This window comes from Paenibacillus jilunlii (assembly GCF_900102965.1).
Lineage (GTDB): Bacteria > Bacillota > Bacilli > Paenibacillales > Paenibacillaceae > Paenibacillus_AQ > Paenibacillus_AQ jilunlii.
The window spans coordinates 84,673-107,458 of the sequence record NZ_FNGM01000008.1 but is presented as its reverse complement, the minus strand read 5'-3'; the positions used below and the strand labels follow the sequence as shown (position 1 = coordinate 107,458).

The 22,786-nt window shown below is 54.3% G+C and carries 16 protein-coding genes and 1 riboswitch; of the genes, 1 reads left to right on the top strand and 15 read right to left on the bottom strand.

From position 1 onward, the window contains the following. Positions 1-95: 95 nt before the first annotated feature. The 4 genes from BLQ82_RS15330 to metA all read right to left on the bottom strand — a co-directional run bounded on the left by BLQ82_RS15330 (position 96) and on the right by metA (position 8,255). On the bottom strand, positions 96-4,478 hold the full coding sequence (locus BLQ82_RS15330; protein WP_062524728.1) for a bifunctional 2',3'-cyclic-nucleotide 2'-phosphodiesterase/3'-nucleotidase: 4,383 nt from the start codon (positions 4,476-4,478) through the stop codon (positions 96-98). Positions 4,479-4,761: 283 nt separating this feature from the next. Next, the gene (mqnC, locus tag BLQ82_RS15325) at positions 4,762-5,898 is read right to left on the bottom strand and encodes a cyclic dehypoxanthinyl futalosine synthase (RefSeq protein ID WP_062524731.1); all 1,137 of its coding nucleotides are present in this window, start codon (positions 5,896-5,898) and stop codon (positions 4,762-4,764) included. A gap of 188 nt (positions 5,899-6,086) precedes the next feature. Continuing rightward, positions 6,087-7,286 (bottom strand): aminotransferase class I/II-fold pyridoxal phosphate-dependent enzyme, encoded by a 1,200-nt coding sequence (locus BLQ82_RS15320; protein WP_062524733.1) that lies wholly within the window; start codon positions 7,284-7,286, stop codon positions 6,087-6,089. Between the two features lie 39 nt (positions 7,287-7,325). Further along, positions 7,326-8,255 carry a homoserine O-acetyltransferase MetA gene (gene metA / locus BLQ82_RS15315; protein WP_062524735.1) on the bottom strand — a complete coding sequence of 310 codons (930 nt, stop codon included), beginning with the start codon at positions 8,253-8,255 and terminating at the stop codon, positions 7,326-7,328. Positions 8,256-8,381: 126 nt separating this feature from the next. After that, positions 8,382-8,481: riboswitch (SAM riboswitch) on the bottom strand. 428 nt (positions 8,482-8,909) lie between these two features. Here metA and corA point away from each other — a divergent pair. Then, positions 8,910-9,845, top strand: coding sequence for a magnesium/cobalt transporter CorA (gene corA, locus BLQ82_RS15310; protein WP_062524736.1), 936 nt, complete (start codon positions 8,910-8,912; stop codon positions 9,843-9,845). Between the two features lie 70 nt (positions 9,846-9,915). On the opposite strand, the gene BLQ82_RS15305 is transcribed toward corA, so the two are convergent. The 11 genes from BLQ82_RS15305 to cobK form a co-directional block, all read right to left on the bottom strand. Further along, positions 9,916-10,860, bottom strand: coding sequence for a 1-phosphofructokinase family hexose kinase (locus BLQ82_RS15305; protein WP_062524738.1), 945 nt, complete (start codon positions 10,858-10,860; stop codon positions 9,916-9,918). 329 nt (positions 10,861-11,189) lie between these two features. Next, on the bottom strand, positions 11,190-12,209 hold the full coding sequence (locus BLQ82_RS15300; RefSeq protein WP_062524740.1) for an HRDC domain-containing protein: 1,020 nt from the start codon (positions 12,207-12,209) through the stop codon (positions 11,190-11,192). Between the two features lie 356 nt (positions 12,210-12,565). Next, positions 12,566-13,447: an ROK family protein gene (locus BLQ82_RS15295; RefSeq protein WP_062524742.1), complete on the bottom strand. Its 882-nt coding sequence runs from the start codon at positions 13,445-13,447 to the stop codon at positions 12,566-12,568. Positions 13,448-13,983: 536 nt separating this feature from the next. Next, entirely contained in the window at positions 13,984-15,711 is a 1,728-nt protein-coding gene (locus tag BLQ82_RS15290) for a cobyrinic acid a,c-diamide synthase CobB (protein WP_062524743.1), read from the bottom strand. Next, the gene (locus BLQ82_RS15285; RefSeq protein ID WP_062524745.1) at positions 15,704-16,819 is read right to left on the bottom strand and encodes a cobalt-precorrin 5A hydrolase; all 1,116 of its coding nucleotides are present in this window, start codon (positions 16,817-16,819) and stop codon (positions 15,704-15,706) included. Before BLQ82_RS15285 ends, BLQ82_RS15290 begins: the two co-directional genes overlap by 8 nt. Further along, positions 16,812-17,615, bottom strand: a complete 804-nt coding sequence (cobM, locus tag BLQ82_RS15280; protein ID WP_062524747.1) for a precorrin-4 C(11)-methyltransferase — start codon at positions 17,613-17,615, stop codon at positions 16,812-16,814. Before cobM ends, BLQ82_RS15285 begins: the two co-directional genes overlap by 8 nt. After that, positions 17,612-18,481: a precorrin-2 C(20)-methyltransferase gene (gene cobI / locus BLQ82_RS15275; RefSeq protein ID WP_244280809.1), complete on the bottom strand. Its 870-nt coding sequence runs from the start codon at positions 18,479-18,481 to the stop codon at positions 17,612-17,614. The genes cobM and cobI overlap by 4 nt, the downstream gene beginning before the upstream one ends. Before the next feature lie 278 nt (positions 18,482-18,759). Next, positions 18,760-19,989, bottom strand: coding sequence for a bifunctional cobalt-precorrin-7 (C(5))-methyltransferase/cobalt-precorrin-6B (C(15))-methyltransferase (locus tag BLQ82_RS15270; protein WP_062524749.1), 1,230 nt, complete (start codon positions 19,987-19,989; stop codon positions 18,760-18,762). Further along, positions 19,982-21,265: a cobalt-precorrin-5B (C(1))-methyltransferase gene (locus BLQ82_RS15265; RefSeq protein WP_425281064.1), complete on the bottom strand. Its 1,284-nt coding sequence runs from the start codon at positions 21,263-21,265 to the stop codon at positions 19,982-19,984. The genes BLQ82_RS15270 and BLQ82_RS15265 overlap by 8 nt, the downstream gene beginning before the upstream one ends. 52 nt (positions 21,266-21,317) lie before the next feature. Then, the gene (locus tag BLQ82_RS15260) at positions 21,318-21,992 is read right to left on the bottom strand and encodes a precorrin-8X methylmutase (RefSeq protein ID WP_062524751.1); all 675 of its coding nucleotides are present in this window, start codon (positions 21,990-21,992) and stop codon (positions 21,318-21,320) included. 9 nt (positions 21,993-22,001) lie between these two features. Beyond that, positions 22,002-22,781 carry a precorrin-6A reductase gene (gene cobK / locus BLQ82_RS15255; protein ID WP_062524753.1) on the bottom strand — a complete coding sequence of 260 codons (780 nt, stop codon included), beginning with the start codon at positions 22,779-22,781 and terminating at the stop codon, positions 22,002-22,004. Positions 22,782-22,786 lie beyond the last annotated feature (5 nt).

The following is a 22,786-nucleotide window of genomic DNA, read 5'->3' as shown; positions in this document are numbered from 1 at the left end:
CTACCCTTGCCTAGACAAAAAAGAAGCTCCGCTGCCATCTAAAACTGATGGGCGGAGCTCTTTTTTGAATGACTAGTTCATGCCAGATTCAAAGCTTAGGAAGCTTTCTTCTCCAGCATACGATAAATGATGACCGCTGCCTGTGCACGAGTAGCATCGCTCTTCGGCGCAAATTTCTTGCCATCCACCCCGTTGACAATGCCAAGCTGTGTAAGCTGGGCTACAGCCTCTTGAGCATAGGAAGCGATCTTCGACTTGTCGCCAAAGCCGGCAAGTAGGGATGCAGAGTCGATGGGCTGCAATTGATCCTTAAGCGCAGCCGCGATCATAAGCGCCATCTCTTCACGGGTCACTTCACGGCCCGGCTCGAACTTGCCGTTGCCGGAGCCTTTTACAATACCTGCATTAACAGCGGCAGCAATGGCATCGGTATACCATACCCCTTGCTTCACATCGCTGAAATTGGTGCTTGCTCCTGAAGGAAGGTTCAGTGCACGAACCAGCATCGTTACAAATTCTGCGCGTGTTACTGTTTTGTTCGGTGCGAAGTTTTTGCCGTCTATTCCTTTAATAATCCCCTTGGCCGCCAAAGCGTTGATGGCCTCCTGAGCCCAAGCCACTTTGCCCAAATCTCCAAAAGTGATTACAGGCGTTGGTGTAGGGGCCGGAGTTGCGGTTGCGGCCGGTGCAGGCGTTGCCGTTGCAGTTGGTGCAGGCGTTGCCGTAGGTTTTGGCGTTGCAGTTGGGGCAGTACCCCCTCCGCCTCCGCCGCCTTGACCCGGAGCAGGTGTTGAAGCCGTCAGATTATTCGTAATCCGGCCTTCAATCGCGGCTGTAATTGGGCCGCCCTTAAACGTATTCTTAACGTATTCATAGAAGACATCAAGGTCAATCGGACCTGCCAGGGATTCACTGGCTTGGGTTAGTACACTGTAGTTGTCGCCGCCCGCAGCCATGAAGTTATTGACGACTGCCGTGTAGCTTTGTGTCATGCTGATCGGTGTTCCGTCGGTCTTGGTCAGGCTGGCAATCCGGTCAGCCACCGGCAGATACATATTTGCAGTATATTTCAGACCGGAAATCTGAAGGGTTTTGGTGTCAGCCGTTCCGTCAGCTTTGGTTCCCCATTGCTGCTGAAGCAGGGTCTTGATCTGCTCACCGGTCAGCGTCAGCTTCACCAGCGTGTTGCCGAATGGCTGGACCTTCGCCAGGTCGCCAAAAGATACATTGCCTTTCGGAAGATCGGCGCGGATGCCGCCCGGATTCATGAAGGCAAAATCTGCGATGTCTTTGCTGCCATCTTTAAAATCAGCCTGTCGCATAGCGTCGGCAATCAGGTTGCCGAGAGGAGTTTCATTATTGTATGCATCCGTACGGGTAACCGAACCGTCTGTGGTGCCGACTGGTAGGGTCAGCACTGGATACTTCTTCAGATAGTAGTTAACCAAGTCTTGGGTTTCCTTGTCTGGTGTCACATTTTTTTGAATCGTGCTGGTTACAGTAGCAGATTTGCTCTTAACATCTTTTGTTATTGGATCAATAACCAATTTAATGTCTTCGAATGCTGTGCCGTAAGAATAAGCCTGAACAATCAGCTTACCGTTCACTACACCATTGGCAAGCGCATGATTGTCACCGGCCACGATGACATCAACCGGAGAATCGGCCGGAAGCGCCTTGGCCAAATCCGCAGCTTCGCCTGTAGTCACATCCCCTTTGGTGGTTGCCGGGTCATGGGCAAGGACAATAATCGTTTCAACGCCTTGCTTCTGAAGCTCTGCAGCATATTTGCCAATCGCCGCAACCTCTTCCTCAGCGCTCAGGAATCTCACACCGGCTGTACCGGCCGGCGATACCTTGCTTGGCGTTGCTTTGGTGACCACGCCGATAAATCCGATTTTAACGCCGCCTACTTCTTTGACGGTATACGGTTTGATAATAGGTTTGCCTGTATCTTTATCTACTGCATTGGCATTAATGTAGTCAAAATTTACAGGTGCATGGGTAATGGTCTTATTAACAGGATCTACACCGCCATAAATTTGTGCTTTCAGCGCTGCGACACCCTGGTCAAACTCATGGTTGCCCAAATTTCCGACATCGAACTTCATCAGGTTCATCCATTCCAGTGTGGGCTTGTCGCGCTCCATTGAAGACACCGGGGCTGAAGCACCTACAGAGTCTCCGTTGTGCACAAGCAGCGAGTTCGCATATTGCGCGCGTGCCGTTTTCAGGTAAGTCGCCAGAATCGCAGCGGTCCCCACAGCATTGTCGCCTACATAGGATGTTGTATCCAGCTGGCCGTGGAAGTCATTGATTCCAAGAATATGAACCTTGACATCACCGCTCAGATCGAGATTGTAAATTTCAAACCCTCTATCGTTCTGTGTGCCGGTATCCGAAATTCTGTCATCCTTGAGCAATACCTTATTAGCCTTCGGAGAAGAGGTGAAGGTTACCTTGACATCCCCTTTAATCGGCGCAATGGACCAGTTGTTGTCGGCAGGCTGGTTCACGGTACCCGCTTCCTTGATATAATCCATCAGAACCTGGCGGTTTTCTTCCAGCGTATCAATGATCAGTTTGCCGTCCTTGATAGGGAAGTTCCCCCCGCCGCTCGCACGGTAGTTATTGGTAACCACGATAAATTTCTGATCCATATTAAGAGGCTGATCATTATAAGTAATAGAAGTTACACGGCTGGAGGAACCGTCATTAATCGTTCCGTCCGTGTTGTATTTAGCGTTTTTGGTCACATCAATCTTATATTTAATTCCGTCAATCACATCAAAATTATATACGGCGAACTTGGAGTTGAGCAGCTCCTGCGGCGTAGTAACTGCCGGATCGATGCGGTTGAATGCCCCCGCACTCATCTCCACCCACTCTTTTACCGTAGCGCCGCTGACCTCGACCGCTTTCAGCGTATTATCATAGAGGTACAAGTCACTTGCGCTGCGAATGGTCAATGGTCCTGCTTCGATTTCCGTATACTCCTCCGGGCCGTTGCGTCCGGCCTTGAAGGGTGCTCCTACACTAAGAATCGCCTTACCCTTATACTGGGCCAGAGAGGGATCTGTATTAATCAGATTCTCGACATAACGCTTCTGGGCATAGGTTACGATCTGAACGGTCGGATCATCCTGCACCAGAGCAAAATAGCTGTTCATAGGTACGGTTGTTGTGCCGAGCGGTTCATTGACGTACTTAATTGTAGCCTGATGATTGGCAGCAACAGCCGCGTCTACTTCAGGGTCCGGTTCAACATTGGAAATATTCACTTTGTTTTCGGTTCTGTAGATCGAACGTGTCGAGGAAGTGGAAGCGGACTTGTCCACCTTCCAATGCCCGCTCTTAGCCGGGTCCGGACTAATGGCAAGGTCGATCAGGCCCAAATACCCGCCGCCATAACCGGCTTGTACTGCGGGAACGCCATTAATGTGGCCTTTGGCATTGTCGATGCCAGGCAGCTCGTTGCCAGCGGCATCCTTGAATGACGCGTCCAGTGATTTCACATCCGCTGCAGGGAATACCTTATGGGTATGGGAAAACGTAATGGCATCAATGCCCGCAACCTTGCTGAGCGCATTAATGTCATTTTCGGAGAAGTCGCCTTCCACTGCGGACCCGTCAAAACCGGTATGCGCCATAGCGACGATAATATCAGCACCTTCAGCCTTCATTTGCGGAACAAATTTGCTGGCTGTCGCAGCAATGTCTTTAGTAATGACCTTGCCTTCCAGGTTGGCTTTGTCCCAGTCCATGATCTGCGGTGTCACCAAGCCAAGAAGACCGACCTTGATGGTCTGCTCTACTCCGTTGCTGTCTTTAACTTTTTTGTCCAAAATCTTGTATGGCGTAAAATAGTTCTCATCATTCCCAGGATTGTTATCCTTGTCATCCACATACACGTTTGCATTCAAATAGGGGAACTTCGGAAAATTATTCGAATGGCTATAAGTAGCATAGGTTGCAGATGTTACGCTCTCGAGATAATTCAGACCATAGTTAAATTCATGATTGCCAAGCGTTGCCGCATCATAGCCCATAATATTCATAGCCGCAATCATCGGATGAATCTGGTTCAGCTTGCCCTCAGGATCAGCCTGCTTCGACATGTATGTCCCAAGCGGTGTGCCTTGAATCAAATCGCCGTTGTCGAGTAGAAGATTGTATGTTCCTTTCGGCTCTGCCTTGGCTTGTTTCACCAAAGTCGCCGTCCGGTCCAGCCCCACTGTTAACGATGGATTGTTCTTAAAATAATCCCAGCCCATCACATTCGTGTGAACATCCGTGGTGCTCATCAAACGCAGATTAATTGTCCCCGGAGTTCCCGGATCAACCGTTTCGACACCTGCGGCTTCTGCCTTGCCTGCTCCTAAAACCGGAACTGCAAAAACTCCGCCCAGCACTTGTGCTGCCAGAACGGTGGTCGCCAATATCGAAGCTATCGGCTTGTTCCAACTTCTTTCTCCCATAAGTCAGATATCCTCCCCATATGTTTCGTATTCCTACTTATGCTGACCGCAAGATTGTATCATACCCAAAAATATGAATCTAGCAAAATGCATTAAATCTGCGTAATAGTTGTGTAAAATATCACATTTCAACCATTAATTTTGGGTAAAATGCCTATAAAAATTTACACAATACAAAAAAAAGTCTATCTTTGTAAATTTCCATAGAGGAATTTCACAAGGATAGACGCCGCAAAAAAATCTCACACATAAAGTTATGAATATTTTGAATTTTATAGAACAATTAGTTCTGCATTACAAAATCATTGTCAATCTTCGCATCCGCATCGTCGAACACCCGGAGTATATCGTAACGCGTGTTGCGCTGTGCAGGGATTTTGCCAGCTTCGCGGATCAATTGGGTAATCGACTCAATGTTGACCTTATGCGTTGCGCCCGCCGAGGATACTACATTCTCCTCAATCATGGTGCTGCCAAAATCATTGCAGCCATACTGCAGGGACAGCTTGCCGACCTCCGGCCCCATCGTAACCCATGAGGACTGGAAGTTTTTGATGTTGTCCAGCACCAGACGGCTGATAGCCACGGTCTTAAGGTATTCTTCCGGCGTCTGTCTGTCCAGCTTCAGATTGGTATTATCCGGCTGGAAGGTCCAGGAGATAAACGCCAGGAACCCTTCCGAGTCATATTTGTTCGCGATGCACTCATCCTGGGCCTCACGTACCCGCAGCAGATGAAGCGCCCGTTCCTCCATGCTCTCGCCAAGGCCGATAACCATGGTTGCCGTGGTGTTCATGCCGATCTTGTGTGCGGTCTGCATGACATCCATCCATTCCCGCCAGGAGCCTTTAAGACGGCTGATTTTGCGGCGGGTCCGGTCATCCAGAATTTCCGCACCGCCCCCGGGAAGGGAATCCAGTCCTGCAGCATGAATCTCGCGGACCACCTGCTCCAGCGGCAGACCGGATACCTCAACCATTTTCATGATCTCCGCAGGGGAGAAGGAATGCATGGTGATCTCCGGGAAACGCTGCTTAATTCCGCGCAGTAAATCCGTATAATAGCTAAATGGCAGATTGGGGTTGGTTCCGCCTTGCATGAGGATTTCTGTACCATTCACATCGATGGTTTCCTGGATTTTCTGAAAAATCGTCTCGTCTGGCAGCACATAGCCTTCCTCAGAGCCCGGTCTGCGGTAAAACGCACAGAAACGGCAGTACACATCACATACATTCGTATAGTTGATATTGCGGCCAATCACGAATGTAGCCAGCGGGTCCGGGTGCCAGCGTTTCATGATCACATCAGCGGCAGCGCCCATTTTTTCAATTTCGTTGCTCTCGAACAACCGGACCGTATCCTCCAGCCCGAGCCGTTCGCCCTTCAGCGTTTTGTCCAGAATCAGATCTATCGCACTCATCGTTCGCAGCCTCCTTTTTTATGCCTATGCAGTAGGGTAAATGTATTAAATTTGTTGAACAAATGAATAAGCTCGTTCCTCCATCGTATCACAATCCGGACGCCTTGAGAAACCTTTGCCGGGGCCCCGTTATATCTTTGTTGTCAAAAAAACAGCGGCGCCCGGGTGGACGCCGCTGCAAAGCCTTATTATTCTGCTGCAAGTGTTGTGCCGGCAGATGCCTCTTCGAGCTCAGTCCGGGCTGCTTCCAGCGCCTGTCCGAGATCGGCAATCAAATCATCCGCATGCTCTATCCCGACGGAGAAGCGCAGCAGACGGTCATCCACACCGACAGCGTCGCGGATTTCCACCGGGATATCTGCATGGGTCTGCACCGCCGGATAGGTCATCAGCGACTCCACCCCGCCGAGGCTTTCGGCGAAGGCAATCAGACGGATATGGCGCAGCAGCGGCTCGACATATCTGGCATCTTTTACCTTGAAGGAGAAGATTCCGGTGTTGCCCGAGGACTGGCGTTTCTGGATTTCATAGCCTGGATGGTCAGGAAGTCCCGGATGGAAGACCTCGGCGACCGCCGGATGCTCCAGCAGATAGCGGGCAAGTGCCAGCGCATTGCTCTCATGCCGTTCCATGCGCAGCGCAAGTGTCTTCATGCCCTTCATCAGCTGGTAGCTGTCATTTGGCGCAAGCACTGCACCCAGGGAATTATGCAAAACCGCCATTTCCGCAGACAGCTCGGTACCTTTGGTTATGATCAGTCCGGCAAGCACATCGTTGTGGCCTCCCAAATATTTGGTCGCGCTATGGACGATGATATCCGCCCCAAGCTCCAGCGGCCGCTGAAAAAACGGTGACAGCAGCGTATTGTCCACAATCGTAAGCAGTCCATGGCGGCGGGACCACGTACAGACAGCTTCGATATCCGTAATCATCATCAGCGGATTGGTAGGCGTTTCAATAAAGACTGCCTTGGTATTCGGACGCCGTGAGGCCTCCAGACCGTCCAGATCATTCGTATCCACATAAGAGGCGCTGATGCCGTATTTGGAGAGAATCCGTTCAAGCAGACGGTAGGTCCCGCCGTACAGGTCCAGCGAAACCACTAAATGGTCACCTTGTCCAAACAAGGCAAATATGGTTGTCAGCGCAGCCATCCCGGAGCTGCAGGCAAAAGCAGCATCCCCGGATTCAAGCTCTGCCACAGCTTCTTCCAGTACCAAGCGGGTAGGATTCTTGGTACGGATATAGTCAAACCCCGTACTCTGCCCAAGTCTGGGATGACGGAATGCCGTCGCATTGTAAATCGGATAATTAATTGCCCCCGTAGCCGGGTCCTCCTGTGAACCAATCTGCGCCAATCTGCTCTCAATCCTCAGTTTTTCATCCATTGCTGCTGCCTCCTAAGTGTGGTGTTCTCTTCTATATATTTAGAATACTAAATAATCGGCCTGGTCTATATCGTAAGGGGTCTCCTGGTATACATAGTAATTGAGCCAATTAGAGAATAATAAGTTGGCATGGGCACGCCAGACGGCCGGCGGTGTACGCAGCGGATCATCCTTAGGATAGTAATGCTTCGGAATAGCAATGTCCATCCCTTTGGCGATGTCACGGTCATATTCCCACTTTAACGAAAATGGATCATATTCGGAATGCCCGGTCACAAAAATCTGCTTGCCGTCAAGCGTCGAAACCAGATATACTCCGGCCTCCTCGGATTCGGCAAGAATCTGCAGCTCTGGATTTGCAAGGATATCCTCACGGGAGACATCCGTGTGCCGCGAATGCGGAACATGGAACACCTCGTCAAAGCCGCGCAGGAGCTTTACATTGTTTTGGTTCACGGTGTGCGGGAACACGCCGAAGCATTTCTCGTCCAGATTCACCTTGCGCACGCCGAAGTGATGATAGAGCCCTGCCTGCGCCGCCCAACAGATATGCATGGTCGAGGTCACGTTGTGCTTGCTCCATTCGAAGATCACTTTCAGTTCTTCCCAATAATTCACTTCTTCAAATTCCAGCTGCTCCACCGGAGCACCGGTGATAATCAGCCCGTCAAAGCGGCGGTCGCTAATCTCGTCAAAGGTTTTGTAAAAACTCTTCAAATGCTCTGCAGAAGTGTTCTTCGAGGTATGGGAGCTCGGGTGCAGCAGCACAACATCCACCTGAAGCGGTGAATTCCCGACCAGACGCAGCAGCTGCGTTTCTGTCGTTTCCTTCGTAGGCATTAAGTTCAGGATCGCGATGCGCAGCGGGCGGATGTCCTGGTGGAAGGCCTGGCTTTCATCCATTACAAAAATATTTTCTCCGGACAATACTTCTTTGGCCGGCAGGCTGTCGGGAATTTTTATCGGCATATCTAGTTTCCACTCCTTCGTTGATGACAATGTAAAAATGACCTTTCTCGGATGAGAAAGGTCATATATCTGCAGTCATATGCGCCTCTCTCATCTGCCAGAGAACTTGTACCCGGCGGCCGGATCGGCTCACCATGCACAGCTTCCGCAAGAATTAGCACCGTGCGTTCACACGCCGGTTGCCGGGTTTCATCGGGCTAGTCCCTCCACCTGCTCTTGATAAGATTTAGCTGTATTCAATTGAGAAAAAGTCACATAACGTTAAATGCTTTTCTTAAAATTCACTTTAAATCATGAACCTACTTTTCGTCAAGTCCATACAATGCTATTGGGTCCCGAAAAGCCACAAGAATTTAGCTTGAAAGACCCATAACCGGGGGTTATACTAGACAAGGGTTTCACAGGCCCTACCTGACGAAAAGAAGAGGTGAGAGAAGAATGGAAGGCGACCCGAGTTCGCAGTTAAGCGCCCAGAAAGAGCAACCACACAGGATTAACATCAGCTTGCCGGCGGCGGGAGCATTTCTTCTTCATGCCCTCGAACCGTCATTCGGCCTCATGAATTGACCGTACCACCGGCCAAGCTGATTGTTCCCTGTGCCTGAATTTAGCACAGGCCCTGGAGAAGACCAGGGCTTAAGAGGAGTGGATCAGATGAAAATCCGGCTGGTAAACGCAGGGGTTTTTACACCTGTAGATGACATTGAAGAAACATTGACTGCCCCCGCTGAGGGATTTTATTGGATTGATGCGGATGTTGAGGATCTCGAGCTGCTTCAGCCCTTGTACAATCTGCATGATTTGGCCGTTGAGGATTGCCTCAGCGAAGAGGATCAGCGCCCGAAGCTTGAAATTTACGAAAGCCATTATTTTATTGTAGTCAACAGCATCCGTTTTGATGATGAAGAGATTTTTCTGCGTGCGCTCAACGTCTTTCTGGGCAGAAATTTCATTATCACCGTCACCAAGCAAAAAATTCATGAGCTGCGCGTGCTGAAACCCCTTCTGTGGGAGCAGGAGGTCAGTGAGCCTGACCGGTTCCTGTATCTGCTGGTCGACCTTGTCGTAGACAATTATTTCTCCGTCGGCGACCGGATTGAAGCACGGATTGAGAAGCTGGAAGAGGATATTCTGATGCACACCAAGAAATCGCATCTGAGCGAGATCATTGGTCTGCGGAGTGAAATTCTCTGGCTGAAGAAGATGCTGGGGCCGCAGAAGGAAGTTATCAACACACTTAACAAAAAAGACCTCCGCCTGATCGATGATCAGCTGCAGAAGTATTTCAGCGATATTTATGAAAATGCGGTCAAGATCTCTGAAACTTTTGAAACGTACCGCGATCTCATGGGGAACTTACGTGAAGCGTATCAGTCCAGTATCGCCAACCGCGCCAATGAGATCATGAGAGTGTTCACCGCGATTACCACAATATTCATGCCGCTGACCGTCATCACCGGGATCTATGGAATGAACTTTGACAATATCCCTGAACTCCACACCCGGTACGGCTACTATGGAGTCATTGCCGTTATGGTTACGCTTGGCTGCGGGATGCTGTTTATTTTCCGCAAGAAGGAATGGCTATGAACAAAAATGTACGAATACGAAGGACGAAGGCTTCTCTGCCCCATGGCAAGGAAACCTTCGTCTTTTTGGTTTATCGCTGAGTCTCTGCATCTGCTGCTTCGATTTGCATAAACAATCGTTCCGTATCCTCACGCTTGCACAGCTGCCGCTCCGGATTCATCACCGCCGCTGCTCCGGAGGCGATTCCGAACTGAACGGCCCGGCGCAGCGGCCAGCCCCGTTCCAGACTGTAGACCAGCCCGCCCACCAGACTGTCTCCAGCCCCTACTACACTCAGTACGGGAACTTCAGGTGCCTTGAGATGCTCGCAGCCCTCTCTGGTAATCAGCAATGCCCCCTCGCCGCCAAGGGACACCACCACCACTTCGGTCCGCCCTTGCTCGATCAGCTCCAACGCGGCCGCCCGGACCTCTGCATCCCCTGTAATCGAGTGCCCGGCCAGTTCCTCAAGCTCGCGCGCATTCGGTTTGAGCAGATATACTCCTGCATCAGCCGCCTTTTGCAGCGCTTCTCCTGAGGTATCGACAATCACCCGCGCCTGCCAAGGCTTCACGGCTTCAATCACACGGCCATAGAAATCCACCGGACATCCGGGAGGCAGGCTGCCGCTGGCAACAATGTAGTCCGGCTTCCCGCTCAGGGATTTCAGCTGTTGCAGGCACTGCTGCCAATCGCCCTCGATAAAATGCGGGCCAGGCATATCGAACCGGAATTGCTGGCCTGTCGATTCTTCCACGACAATCAGATTTTCCCGTGTCTGCCCGGAAATCGGGATCTCCTGGTGGCTGACGCCCTCCTGCTCCAGCATCTCATGCAGCAGCTGCCCGTGCAGTCCGCCCGATGCATACAGAGCCAAGGATTCTCCGCCTAATCTGTGGATCGCCCGGGACACATTGACCCCGCCTCCCCCCGGCTTATAGGATGCCTCCCGGCAGCGCAGCTTATGGTCGGGAACAACCTTGTCTATACCTGTGCTGGCGTCTACGCTGGGGTTAACCGTTAATGTTACGATCATAGGTTTATCTCCTTTTATTCGGAATACCTGTATTTTACTCCAAATTGCGGCATTCTCCTAAAGTGAGCCCCAAGCGGCTTTCAGCGGATAACACCGGGATCAGCAGCACATTCTGGCTCTGTAAAGGCCAACTCAGACTGCGGGCTTAATACATTTATGAATAGAGCGGGCATCCTTAGCGGGAAAAAGAATCACTAATCCAGCTCATTCGGCTTATGGAAGCTCCTATGCAGGAAAAGGTACAAACTCATACAATACAATTATAAGCTGGACCTAAGAAATGCAGGCAAGCTGCCCGTTAAATTCCTGCTGGCGCAAACTCTAGGTAATTATAAATTCGTCGCCGCTTCCAGCTGGGCTGCTTGTCCCCGCCGGTAGCGGATGCGGATCAGCCGCAGCCGTTCATAATACATATCCAGCCCTTCCGCAGGCGAGAACCCTTCCCCGTAGGCCTTGTAAAGTACAGGCTTGAGAAAGGTATCCCCCATCAGCTCATAGGCAGTCCATACGCTGGCTTGCTCGCTGGACGATACCTCAGCCAGTTCCAGAGCAATGAGCTTTTCGACGGAATAACCGTCCTTCTCCAGCTCCTCTACCGCTTCAAGCACTTCGCGGCGGCTTACACCACTCACTGCCTTCAGCTGCTCTAACCCAAGGCCTTCCCCGATTCCCTGCAGCAAAACCCTGCGCAGCCGCAGCCGCTCCAGCTGCTTCTTGTATTTCAGCTCCTTCTGCTTGTACTGCCAGGACACAAAGCGCTCCTCGTCAACGGCTTCATGCACCCAGCCCAGCGGAAAGCCATGCTCCCTCTCTGCAGCCGAAGTGATGCCCAGCCAGTCTTCGCCGTATTGCGAGGCCTTGCCCTCGCCTACACCGGGAATCTGCAGCAGTTCCTCCAGGGTGCGGGGAAGAAAAGCGCTGAGCATCCGCAGCAGGCGGTTGCTGGCAAGAATGTAAGGCGCTTTCCGCTCGCTGGAGGCTTTGCCCCGGCGCCAGGAGCAGAGCTCATCATAGACGGATTCATTGCTATGCTGCTCGCTGAAATACTGCAGCTTGAGCTGTTCCTGATTGCGGCTGCCGGACAGGCTGTCTTCATCGTGAAAGGCGCCATCGATTAGAGGCCGGTAACCATCACCCATCTTCACCGCCAGTTCATGCCGGTAGACGCAGAGCATCTCATTCCAGGAGCCGCCTTCATACCACAAGCTGTCCCCGGTTTCCTCTGATCCGGAGAAATCGCGCCAGCCAAGGCGCCAGATGCCTTCTTCTTCCCCAATCCAGAGCTGGGCAAATACCTCTTGGTCGGCCCCTGACATTCTCGACAAACGGTTCATAAATACAATCTGCATCCCAATCCCTACCTTCCTTGTCTTACAGCATGCATAATCCCGAAATGCACCGGATGATCGGTACCTTAGACAGATCCTTCACCGGCAAATGTAAGGCCGATATAGAGTTGAAGCTTATACCGCCTTATATCTGCATACAAAAAAACACCTCTCCCACAAATGATGTGAAAGAGGTGCTTCCTCTGGAATGCTATACTGTTAATGCTACAATACCCATATATTGAGAAACAGTCAATCTCTTTTTATACTAACTAGAAACGGCTTGTCTGTTCCTCACGGGAAGATTATGCGTTTCAGCAGAAATATAAAGATACATTACGATGTAAAACAAACCAATCCTTATCCTTGGCTTCAGACTACTCCCGGTCCAGTGCCAGCTTAGCCAGTCCAAGCGCTCCGGACAGACCTGCATTGTCCCCCAGCTGAGGCGGAACAATATAACTGCCGATACCCTCGTTCAGTGCAGGATGCTGCACATAGCCGCCCAGCAGCTCCTGAAGCTTAGTATGAATAAGCGGGAAAAGCTGGCTCTGCTTCATGACGCCGCCGCCCATCACAATCTTCTGCGGGGACAGAATCAGCACATAATTCATCAGCGCGTGCGCCAGGTAGTGGGCTTCCATCGCCCACGCCGGATGATCCGCAGGCAGCTCGCCTGCCGGTTTGCCCCAGCGTTTGCCAATCGCCGGACCTGCCGCCAACCCTTCCAGGCAATCGCTGTGATAAGGGCAGAAGCCTTCAAACTGGTCTTCCGGATGGCGGCGCACAAGAATATGCCCCATTTCAGGATGGGACAAGCCATGGACCAGCTTGCCTCCCACTACTGCACCCGCTCCAATTCCTGTCCCGACTGTGATATACAGGCAGCTGTCCAGCCCTTGGGCCGCTCCCCACGTATATTCCCCCAGCGCCGCACCGTTCACATCCGTATCGAACCCGATAGGCACAGAAAAATGCCCGGCAACTGTTCCCACTAGATTGTATTGCCCCCAATGAGGCTTCGGTGTGGTTGTAATGTAGCCGTAGGTCGGGCTGCCAATTACCGGATCAATCGGTCCGAATGAGCCTATGCCGATCGCTTCCACATTTTTGCCGGTAAAATAGTCCAGCACAAGCCCCATCGTTTCCTCAGGCGTAGTTGTCGGAAAGCTGACCCGGTCAATAATCGTCCCGTCCTCATTTCCTATCCCGCATACAAACTTTGTTCCCCCTGCTTCAATTGCTCCAAGTACCTTCACTGCAGCAGTCTCCCTTCACCATAAACGTTCAGCCAAAGATTTGGCCCCGTGTAATAAAGCGTTCTCTCGACCTTATTATACGTTGCAGACAGATATGTGACAAGCGGTTGACATATGAAAAAGAAACTGGATTCAAAGCAGCCTTGCTCCCGAGAAATGGAATGTTTGCGGGCGTGCTCCGGCCGGGCTGAGTGAATCTGCCTTGCGGGCGTGCTCCGGCCGGGCTGAGCTAACTAAAGTGGAAAAAGTACACTTACTCGGTGCCGTTTCGCTGGACGGGCACCCGTAGTTGGAAAAAGTAGACTTATTCTGGCTAAATAGCTCCTGATATCGAAAACTCGTTTGAATTAAATGGAGAAATTCCCACTAAATCTCTTTTTGAAGCAATTATCGGCGAATTAGTTTTACTTTCTCCACTTAGCACTCAGGCTCTAGCGGATCTTGCAGCTCATCCGCCTCCAACTGCGCGCATGAACCGGGTTTACATGCCGGGATCATGCGGTTTATTCTGGCTCAGCTCTACAGGGGGCATTAGCCTATGTGCACAGCATGTCTTTGTTACTCCCGTGGTAGCTGCGGCAGGCTTCTACCAGCCGGATTGCCGCCGGGATATGGGAAGCCAGATGTATATGCGCATAGGCAGCCATGACATTGCCCTGGGCATAACCCTCCGGCTGGCTGCCGCTTCGTCCGCTGCTGTCATAAGCGTACAACCGCGGTTCCCCGGGCGAATAGCTCATCAGGGAATAGTGGAACTCGTGCCCGCGCAGGCGCTCGCCCTGCTTCAGCAGCAGGCAATCGGCCCGCGCGGTGACTTCGCGGTAGCCGAGTGCGGTGCGCCGGTCCTGCATGACCGTATGGGCGGGAATAATCCCGGCCATCTCATGCACAGCCCCGGCGCGGTCGGTAAGGCTGCGGGCCAGCACCATATAGCCGCCGCATTCCGCATACAGCGGCATACCAGCTGCTGCCGCTGCCCTTAGGCCGAGCAAGAAGGCCGAATTCCCGGCGATTGTGGCGGCGAATTCCTCTGGAAACCCGCCGCCGAGGTAAATCCCGTCCGCCTCCGGCGGGATGCCCTCGCCGCTGAGCGGACTGAACAGAGCCAGCCGGGCCCCCGCGCGGGCCAGCAGCTCCAGATTGTCGGCGTAATAAAAATTGAACGCCGCATCCTGTGCAACGGCAATGACCGGCGCAGGGTCATTTACCGAGGCGAAAGCTTGGGGAGCAGCGTTATCCAAGGGAGGATAGCACTGTATATTACCGGCTTTCTTAGCAGCTGCCACAGGATAATGTGCGGCAGCAGCTGGCAGTACACCCGGAGGTTCCTGTGCATCTTGCCCGCCTGTTTCCTGAAGGATCTTAGCAGCTGCCGCAGGATAATGTGCGGCGGCTGGCAGTACACCCGGAGGTTCCTGTGCATCTTGCCCGCCTGTTTCCTGAAGATGCTTCCTGGCCGCCGGATCACTCTCTGACGGATTCTCTTCCGTAGAACCCTCTACCGGAAGGATTTCACCCGCCGCCGGATAGTGCAGGACAGATGCTGCCGCAGCGATTTGCAGCAGCACATCCAGATCGGTCCCTGCCTCCAGCAAGTCGGCGGCACGGTCAAATAAAGGCTCCAGCTCGCCGCGTTCCACGGCAGGCAGCAGCCCCAGGTGCCGTTCCGGGATATCCAGACCCTCATCCCGTGCCAGCCAGCCGATGACCGGTATGCCACAAGCAGCTTCAATCGAGGCTTTAACCGTCCGGTAATGGCTGGCGCTCCCGCAGCGGTTCACGATCACCGCAGCGATGCGCAGCCCCGGCTCCAACTGCTGAAAGCCCAGCACGATTGCGGCCGCACTGCGTCCCATGCTGCGCACATCCACTACCAGCAGCACCGGACTTCCTGTAAGGAGGGCAATTTCCGCCGTTGATCCGGTAAGCGCAGTCGCCTCTTTGCCGTCGTACAACCCCATAACCCCTTCAATTACGGACAGGTCAGCTGCCTCAGAGGAACGCAAAAAATACTCCAGCATATATCCGCCCGAGGTCATCCAGGAATCCAGATTACGGGCAGTCCGGCCCGTTACAGCCGCGTGGTAGGCTGGATCAATATAATCCGGACCGCATTTGAAGGCCTGTACTGTAAGGCCGCGCCGGGCAAAAGCCCGCAGCAGTCCGAGTGTCACCGTTGTTTTGCCCGAACCGCTGCCTGTTCCGGCTACCACAAAACGCGGACGGTGCTGGGGAAGCTGTTCCGGTCTGCTCCGCTCATTCATTCTGGTTCCCCTCCGTTTCTGCAAAGCTGACTCTCGCTACTGCAATGGTCGCATTGCCGCTTTTTTTCTTCTTCAGCACCAGATCGCGGGCACCTGAGGACAACAGGGCTGCCGGCTCACAGACACCATAAGCTCCCGTAGCCTTAAAAACAATCTCCGAGGGCCGCTCCAGCACCACCGTATTCAGCTGCTCCGGCGAAAACAGTGCCAGCTCCCAGCCGTATTTGGCGCACAAGGCCAGAAGACCGGCCTCATCGCCTTTGATCGCAGCAGTGGCAACATTGCGGACGCTAAGAAGCGAAAGCCCCAGCTCCGCCAGCGTACCCAGCACCACCGCCTCAAGCTCCTCCTGCGGGGTCCCGCGGTTGCAGCCGAGCCCGATCACTAGACTGCGTGGATGGTAGACTACAGTCCGCTCTCCAAGAACCGCTGTCTCCGGCACCGGCAGCTGCCGGTCCGTGACCACGACCGCCGCGCTGAACGGCGCTTCCAGCAGCTCCGCCATGCTTCCGCAGAGGCGGACATGCTCTGGCAGCACCGCACCGGGCGGCAGCCAGCCGCGTTCGCCGCTCTCCTGCAGGAAGGCCACGGCTTCCCCGTTGACCAGGGCGGCGCTGACTGTTTTCATGGCTGCGAAGCTCTCTGCGCGCCAGCCGAACTCCGAGCCGAGCAGATCCACAGCGAAGGTGCCCTGCACATCGGAGGCGGTAGTGATCACCGGATGGCTGTCCAGCAGCTGCGCAACCTGCCGCGTAAGCCTGTTGGCCCCGCCCAAGTGGCCGGACAGCATGCTGATTACATGTTCTCCGCGTTCGTCAATGACGATGACGGCGGGGTCGGTTCTTTTATCCGCCAGCAGGGGAGCAATCAGCCGGACTGCCGCCCCCAGCGAAAAAAACAGTATAAGCCCTTCGTACTGCCGGAACAGCTTCGGCAGCAGTTCTCTGACCGGCTCCGCAAACACCTGCCCATGGCCCGCAGCTTGCTGTACGTTTCCATAGTACTTGGCGCAGCAAAAAACCTCGGTATCCCCCAGCCGTTCACCCAGCTTCAGCGCCAGCCGGATACCATTCACAGTAATCGCAACGGCTGCATACCGCTTAGCCATCGGCTTCGATTCCTTCCCGGCAGCCGTGGGTAAAGGTCTTGTCATACAGCTTCGAGCGGTGCTGGTCACGGTCCGTAAGCGCCGGGTCCAGCGCCCAGCCTGCGAGGATCATCGCATGCATGGTGATGCCCGCTTCGCGCAGGTCGGCTGCCAGGCGCGCCACGGTGGTCCGCAGAATCTGCTGGTCCGGCCAGGTTGCCCGCTTCACCACAGCGATAGGCGTATCGGGACTCCACCCGGCAGCGAGAAATTCCGCTGCCGCATGTTCAGCCAGCGAAGCGCTGAGGAACAGGGCTACGGTGCAGTGATGCGCCGCCAGCTGCCGCAGCTGCTCGCGCTCCGGGACCGGCGTCCGCCCTTCGGCACGGGTCAGAATTACTGTCTGCGTCAGCTCCGGCACAGTCAGCTCTGCACCCAGCGCAGCCGCCGAAGCAAAAACAGAGCTGACCCCCGGCACGATCTCATAGCTGACACCGCACAGCTTCAGCAGCGACATCTGCTCCAGGATTGCCCCGTACATGGAAGGGTCACCGGTATGGATACGGGCTACGCTTTTACCGGCCTTCACTGCTGCGGTCATGATCTCCACCTGCTGCTCCAGATCCATTCCCGAGCTTTGCAGCACCTCGGCTTCCGGCCTCACACTGGCGATCAGCTCCCCGCTGACCAGTGAATCCGCGTAGAGCACAACATCTGCAGAACGCAGGATGCGGCTGCCTTTTACCGTAATCAGCTCGGGATCACCCGGCCCTGCACCTACGATATATACCTTGGGTTCCAAGCCAGCCGCCGTCATTTGCTCACCACCATCAGGCTCAGGTATTCGAGCTCTTGGCCGCGCAGGTCGCGGGCGTCCCGCCACACCGTTTCATTCGGAGAGGTTACCTTGGTCACGACGGATGCTTTTCCCGCAAGCCCGAGCTCATCGAGCACATCCAGCAGCAGATCCAGCACCTTCGCCACCTTCAAAAACACCACCGTATCATGATGCAGCAGCGCTTCCTTCAGGGCCTCGCGGTCCTCTGTAGCCGGAATAATCCCCACCCGCTGATCGCCATCGGCAAGAGGCTGCCCAAGTGCGGCAGCGGCGCCCAGCACCGACGATATTCCCGGAATTGAAACGACCGGCACGCCAGGATGCAGCTCCTGCATCAACCGGGCCAGATGAATGAAGGTACTGTACAAATTCGGATCACCCTCCGTCACAAAAGCCACATCCCGGCCCTGCTTCAGCTCGTTCCAGCACAGCTCAGCCGTACGGTTCCAGCCGCTTACCAGCAGCCCGGGATCTTTAGTCATCGGAAAGACAAGTCCCAGCATGACTTTTTCATCCGCCTTGATATGCATCTCCACAATTTCGTGGGCATAGGATTTGCCGCCCTTTTTGGTTGCCGGGTAGGCAATTACCGGACATTCCCTCAGCAAACGGCAGGCTTTGAGCGTAATCAGTTCGGGATCACCTGGACCTACACCCACTCCGTACAAGGTGCCTGTTCCGATTGGGGCAAGCTCAGTCTCCACCAGCGGATACTCATCATCAGCATGATACGCTTCAACTGCAGTCTGCATGGCCGCTTCGGTGATTCGTTCTTCATGAGCGGCCTGCTCATCCATGGAGTGCAGCTGATGTTTCGTCTTATTTTTTTGTAACCTTGTGGTCATGAGCGCTCCTCCTTTAGGTTTAGAAAATCTATTTATGCAGCAACGCCTAGGCTAAACCCTTTCTGGCAGCGGCTAGTGACATCAACTTCCTCCAAAACTCCTGCAAAAACCACCCTGTACGTTGCAAGTGATTCTATTTGTACTGAGCGCAGATATACCTGTGTTTTGCCGAAATAGCCGAACTGCAGTCCAGAAGCAGTACAGAGTGTACAACGAGCCAAATGCTGCCAACGAGCAGGAAGGCCGATGATAAAGCACCGGCAGCAAAAAAATCAAAATCAATCCTGTCTGTACCCGCTTACCACGTATACAGGGTTCATCCCCTCAAAACGGGTCATGCCGAGAATCGGCTTGCCCCTTGATGCCTGAAGCTGTGTTACCCCGGTGGCCATCCCGGCAAGTTTCAGCGCCTCTAAGCCCGTATACAGGGTCTCAATTGTAATTGCCCCGATCACGATCCGTCCTTCCGGCCGCAGCCGCTGCGCACAGTGCGCAATAATATGCTGCAGTTCGCCTCCGCTTCCGCCAATGAATACGGCATCCGGGTCCGGCAGCCGTTCCAGGCCTTGCGGTGCTTTGTCATGGATAATCTCAAAATCGGCGCGGAATTCCCGGCGGTTAGCTTCCATATTCGGCAGATTCTCTGCGTTTTTTTCCAAAGCGTATACCTTGCCACAACGGGCGATCCGCGCACATTCGGCTGCCACCGCTCCTGAACCGGAGCCAATGTCCCAGACCACCGCTTCTTCAAACAAATTCAGCTCGGACAGGACTAGGGCGCGCACCTCCCGCTTGGTGATCAGACCTTTTTCCGGGCGCCGCTGGTGGAAAGCTTCATCGGGATAGGCAAAACCGCGCCTCAGAGCCGCAGTCCCGCTTCCCGGCTTCCAACGCAGAATCACCACATTCAGGGGAGCAAAGGTCCCTTTTTCCAGCTCATCCAGTTCCCAGAACCGGCAGACCTCCTCGCCCCCGCCCAGCCGCTCACAGACAAAGGCTTCATATTCGGTCATTCCGAATTCACGCAAATAAGCGCCTATAACCGCTGGGGTGTTGGTTTCATCAGTGAGCAGGGCGATTTTGTGCTTGCCGTCTATCCGCTGGGCCAACCCCCGGATCGGGCGTCCGTGCAGACTGACCAGCTCCGCATCCTGCCAGCTGTCCCCAAGCCGGGCAAAAGCAAGCTGGACACTGCTGTAATGCGGAATCACCTCGACATGCTCCGGCCCGAATCTGCGGACAAGATACCCGGCAATCCCAAAGAACAGCGGGTCACCGGAGGCCAGCACCACCGCACGCCGCTCCTTCCACACTTCCTCCAGCTTATCGGCAAAAGCCTTCAGACCGTTCTTCAGAACGATCTTTTCCCCTTGATACCCGCCGAAAAAAGACAGCTGCCTCTCCCCGCCGAGCAGTACCTCGCTCCTCTGCACCTTGCTCAGACTGTCCGGGGTCAAGCCTCCGGCTCCGTCCTCACCGATGCCTATAATATAAATAATGTCAGCCACGAATCTCCGCCCTTCCCAGCACTCGGCCCTTCATGGTGATTAGCACCATCTCGACGGTCAAACCTCCGTTCATATGTTTCAGACAATGTCTGCAGGCGTGCAGGCACAACTGTTCAAAAAATGCGCTATTCCCGGCCGCGGTCATCAGATCCACCACCTGTGAGGCCGTGTTGGCCGCAGCAATCTCCTCCACCAGTTCGTTATCCGCCCCGGATTCAGCCGCGGTTTTGGCCAAAAAGCTGAAGTCCACGGGCGCATTTTTGGAATGGATCAGCATGGCCCCCTGAGCCACCTTCGAAAACTTGCCCGCCATGCCGACCAACGTGATCTTACGGACTCCGAAGGCCTTGGCGTGTTCCAGCGAGAAGCCGACATATTCACCCATCTGGATAGAAGCTTCCTCCGGAAGCTCCGCGAACATCGCCATGGCATATTTTTCACTGCTGCCGCCTGTGGTCAGAATAATCTGCTTATTCCCCATGGCCGCGGCGACCGAAATTGCCTGTACCACACTGGCCTTGTAGGCCTCCGTGGAGAACGGCGTCACCACGCCGCGCGTGCCCAGAATGGAAATGCCGCCAAGGATGCCGAGCCGCGGGTTCAGCGTTTTGAGCGCGATAGCTTCGCCTTCCGGCACACTGATGACCACCCGCATTCCCCGGGCCGCTCCATGCTCCTCCAGCACCTCGGACACCGCCTCCAAAATCATGCGCCGCGGCACAGGATTGATCGCCGCTTCTCCGATCGCAACAGGCAATCCCGGCTTCGTAACTCTGCCTACCCCCTTGCCGCCGTCTATCTCTACACCGGGGCCATCACGCCAGCTCACAGCAGCCTCAATCCTGGCCTGATGCGTCGCATCCGGGTCATCTCCGGCATCCTTCACTGTTGCACAGACTGCCGTCTCCCTGCTGCTGCGCTGCCCCCCGGTCAGCTTAAACGTATGCCGGAAGCCGGCGGGCAGATCAATCTCCACGCTCGGCGGGGCTTCGCCCGTGACCAGCAGGAGCGCAGCACCTTTGGCGGCTGCGGCCGCACAGGCGCCTGTGGTGTAGCCACGGCGCAGCGGTGCAGCGGGGCCGCTGGCAGCAGGCTGGCTCCCCCGCGGTTCTGGCACACCTTGGTTCTCTCGCGGCTCTGGCACAGCTTGGCTCCCTTGCAGCTCTGTCGCAGCTCGGCTCCCCTGCTGCTCTCCCACAGCTTGACCCTTATGTCCAAGCTGCAAATCTCCGCTTCGCTTATGGTCCTGCACATCCTGTGATTCCCGATGTTCCATGACCATTTCTCCTCTCTCTGCTGATAAAGGGCTGTATCTTTATGCTTCTGTCCTACCCGCCCTGATTCTGTGATTCCCCTGCCTGACGGGCAGCCAGCAGACTGAGGGCGTTGACTGCCGCAACCACAACGGTACTGCCGCCCTTGCGGCCGATGTTGGTGATGTAAGGGATATCCAGCTTGCGCAGCTCATCCTTGGACTCCGCCGCTGACACAAAACCGACCGGCATACCGATGATGAGCCCCGGCTGCGCTGCACCTTCTTTGATCAGACGGATCAATTCCAGCAGGGCCGTTGGGGCATTGCCGATCACGTAGATGCCGCCCGGCGCTTCGGCGCAGGCTTTGCGTGTGGCAAGGATGGCCCGGGTTGTCCCCTGTGCCTTAGCCGCCTCAATCACATCGGGATCAGAAATATGCACCCGTACCTCACCGCCGTATTTATGAATCCGCTCTTTGGCAATACCGGCCTCTACCATCCGCACATCGGCGATAATGGGCTGCCCCTCCAAAATAGCAGAAATCCCTGCCTCCATCGCCCGGGGATGAAACACCAGACTCCGTCCCAGCTCAAAATCGGCAGAAGCATGAATGATCCGCTGCACGACCGGGTACTGCAAAGCGCTAAACTCATGCTCACCCAGCTCCCGGGTAATCATTTGAAAGCTCAGGCTTTCTATTTCCTGCGGCTGCACTGTAAGCGGCTTAAAATCCGTACCAAACTCCATAGCTATCCCTCATTTCTTATTAAAAGCAGTAACTGCGGACACTATCTCTTCAAATGACCCATACACTCTGCCATACTCTCCATAGAAAGCTTGCGGCCGTGCAATCAAAATAACATATATCCCCATATCAAGCGCAGCGTACACCTTTTCATCGAGGGAGCCTTCCGCGCCGCTTTCCTTCGTAACCATGACCTGTGTGCCATACTGCCTGTACAATGCTTCGTTCAGTTCGCGTGAAAAAGGTCCCTGCAGCGCAATAATGTTGCGCTGCTCTATCCCAAGCAATTGGCATTTCTGCATATTTTCCAGACAGGGAAGCAGTCTGACCGTCAGCCGGATCGCAGGGTCACCCAGCAGCGCCTCTGCAAAAATCTCCAAGGTTTTACCCCCTGTAGTCAGCATGACAGAGCCTTTCAACTGCTTGGCCCTGCGGGCAGCCTCCTCATAGGAAGACACAACCAGCAACCGTGGATGCTGCTCATACTTGAGGCTGGGCCGCTCATAACGCAAATACGGCAGTCCCAGCACTGCAGCGGCCCCCACCGCATGGTTATGCGCCTCTTGTGCAAACGGATGGCTGGCATCAATAACGGCGCTGCAGTCCAGCTCACGCAAGCAGGCGATCATCCCTTGCTGATCCAGCCGGCCGATACGGGTTGTGATGCCGGCCGCTTCAAGCTGCTCCGCAGCGCTGGGCGTCACAACGGAAGCCAGCAGCGGCAGCTGCTCCCGTGACAGGGCCAGCGCCAGTTCACGGGCGTCACTGGTCCCGCACAGCATAAATATCATTGCGG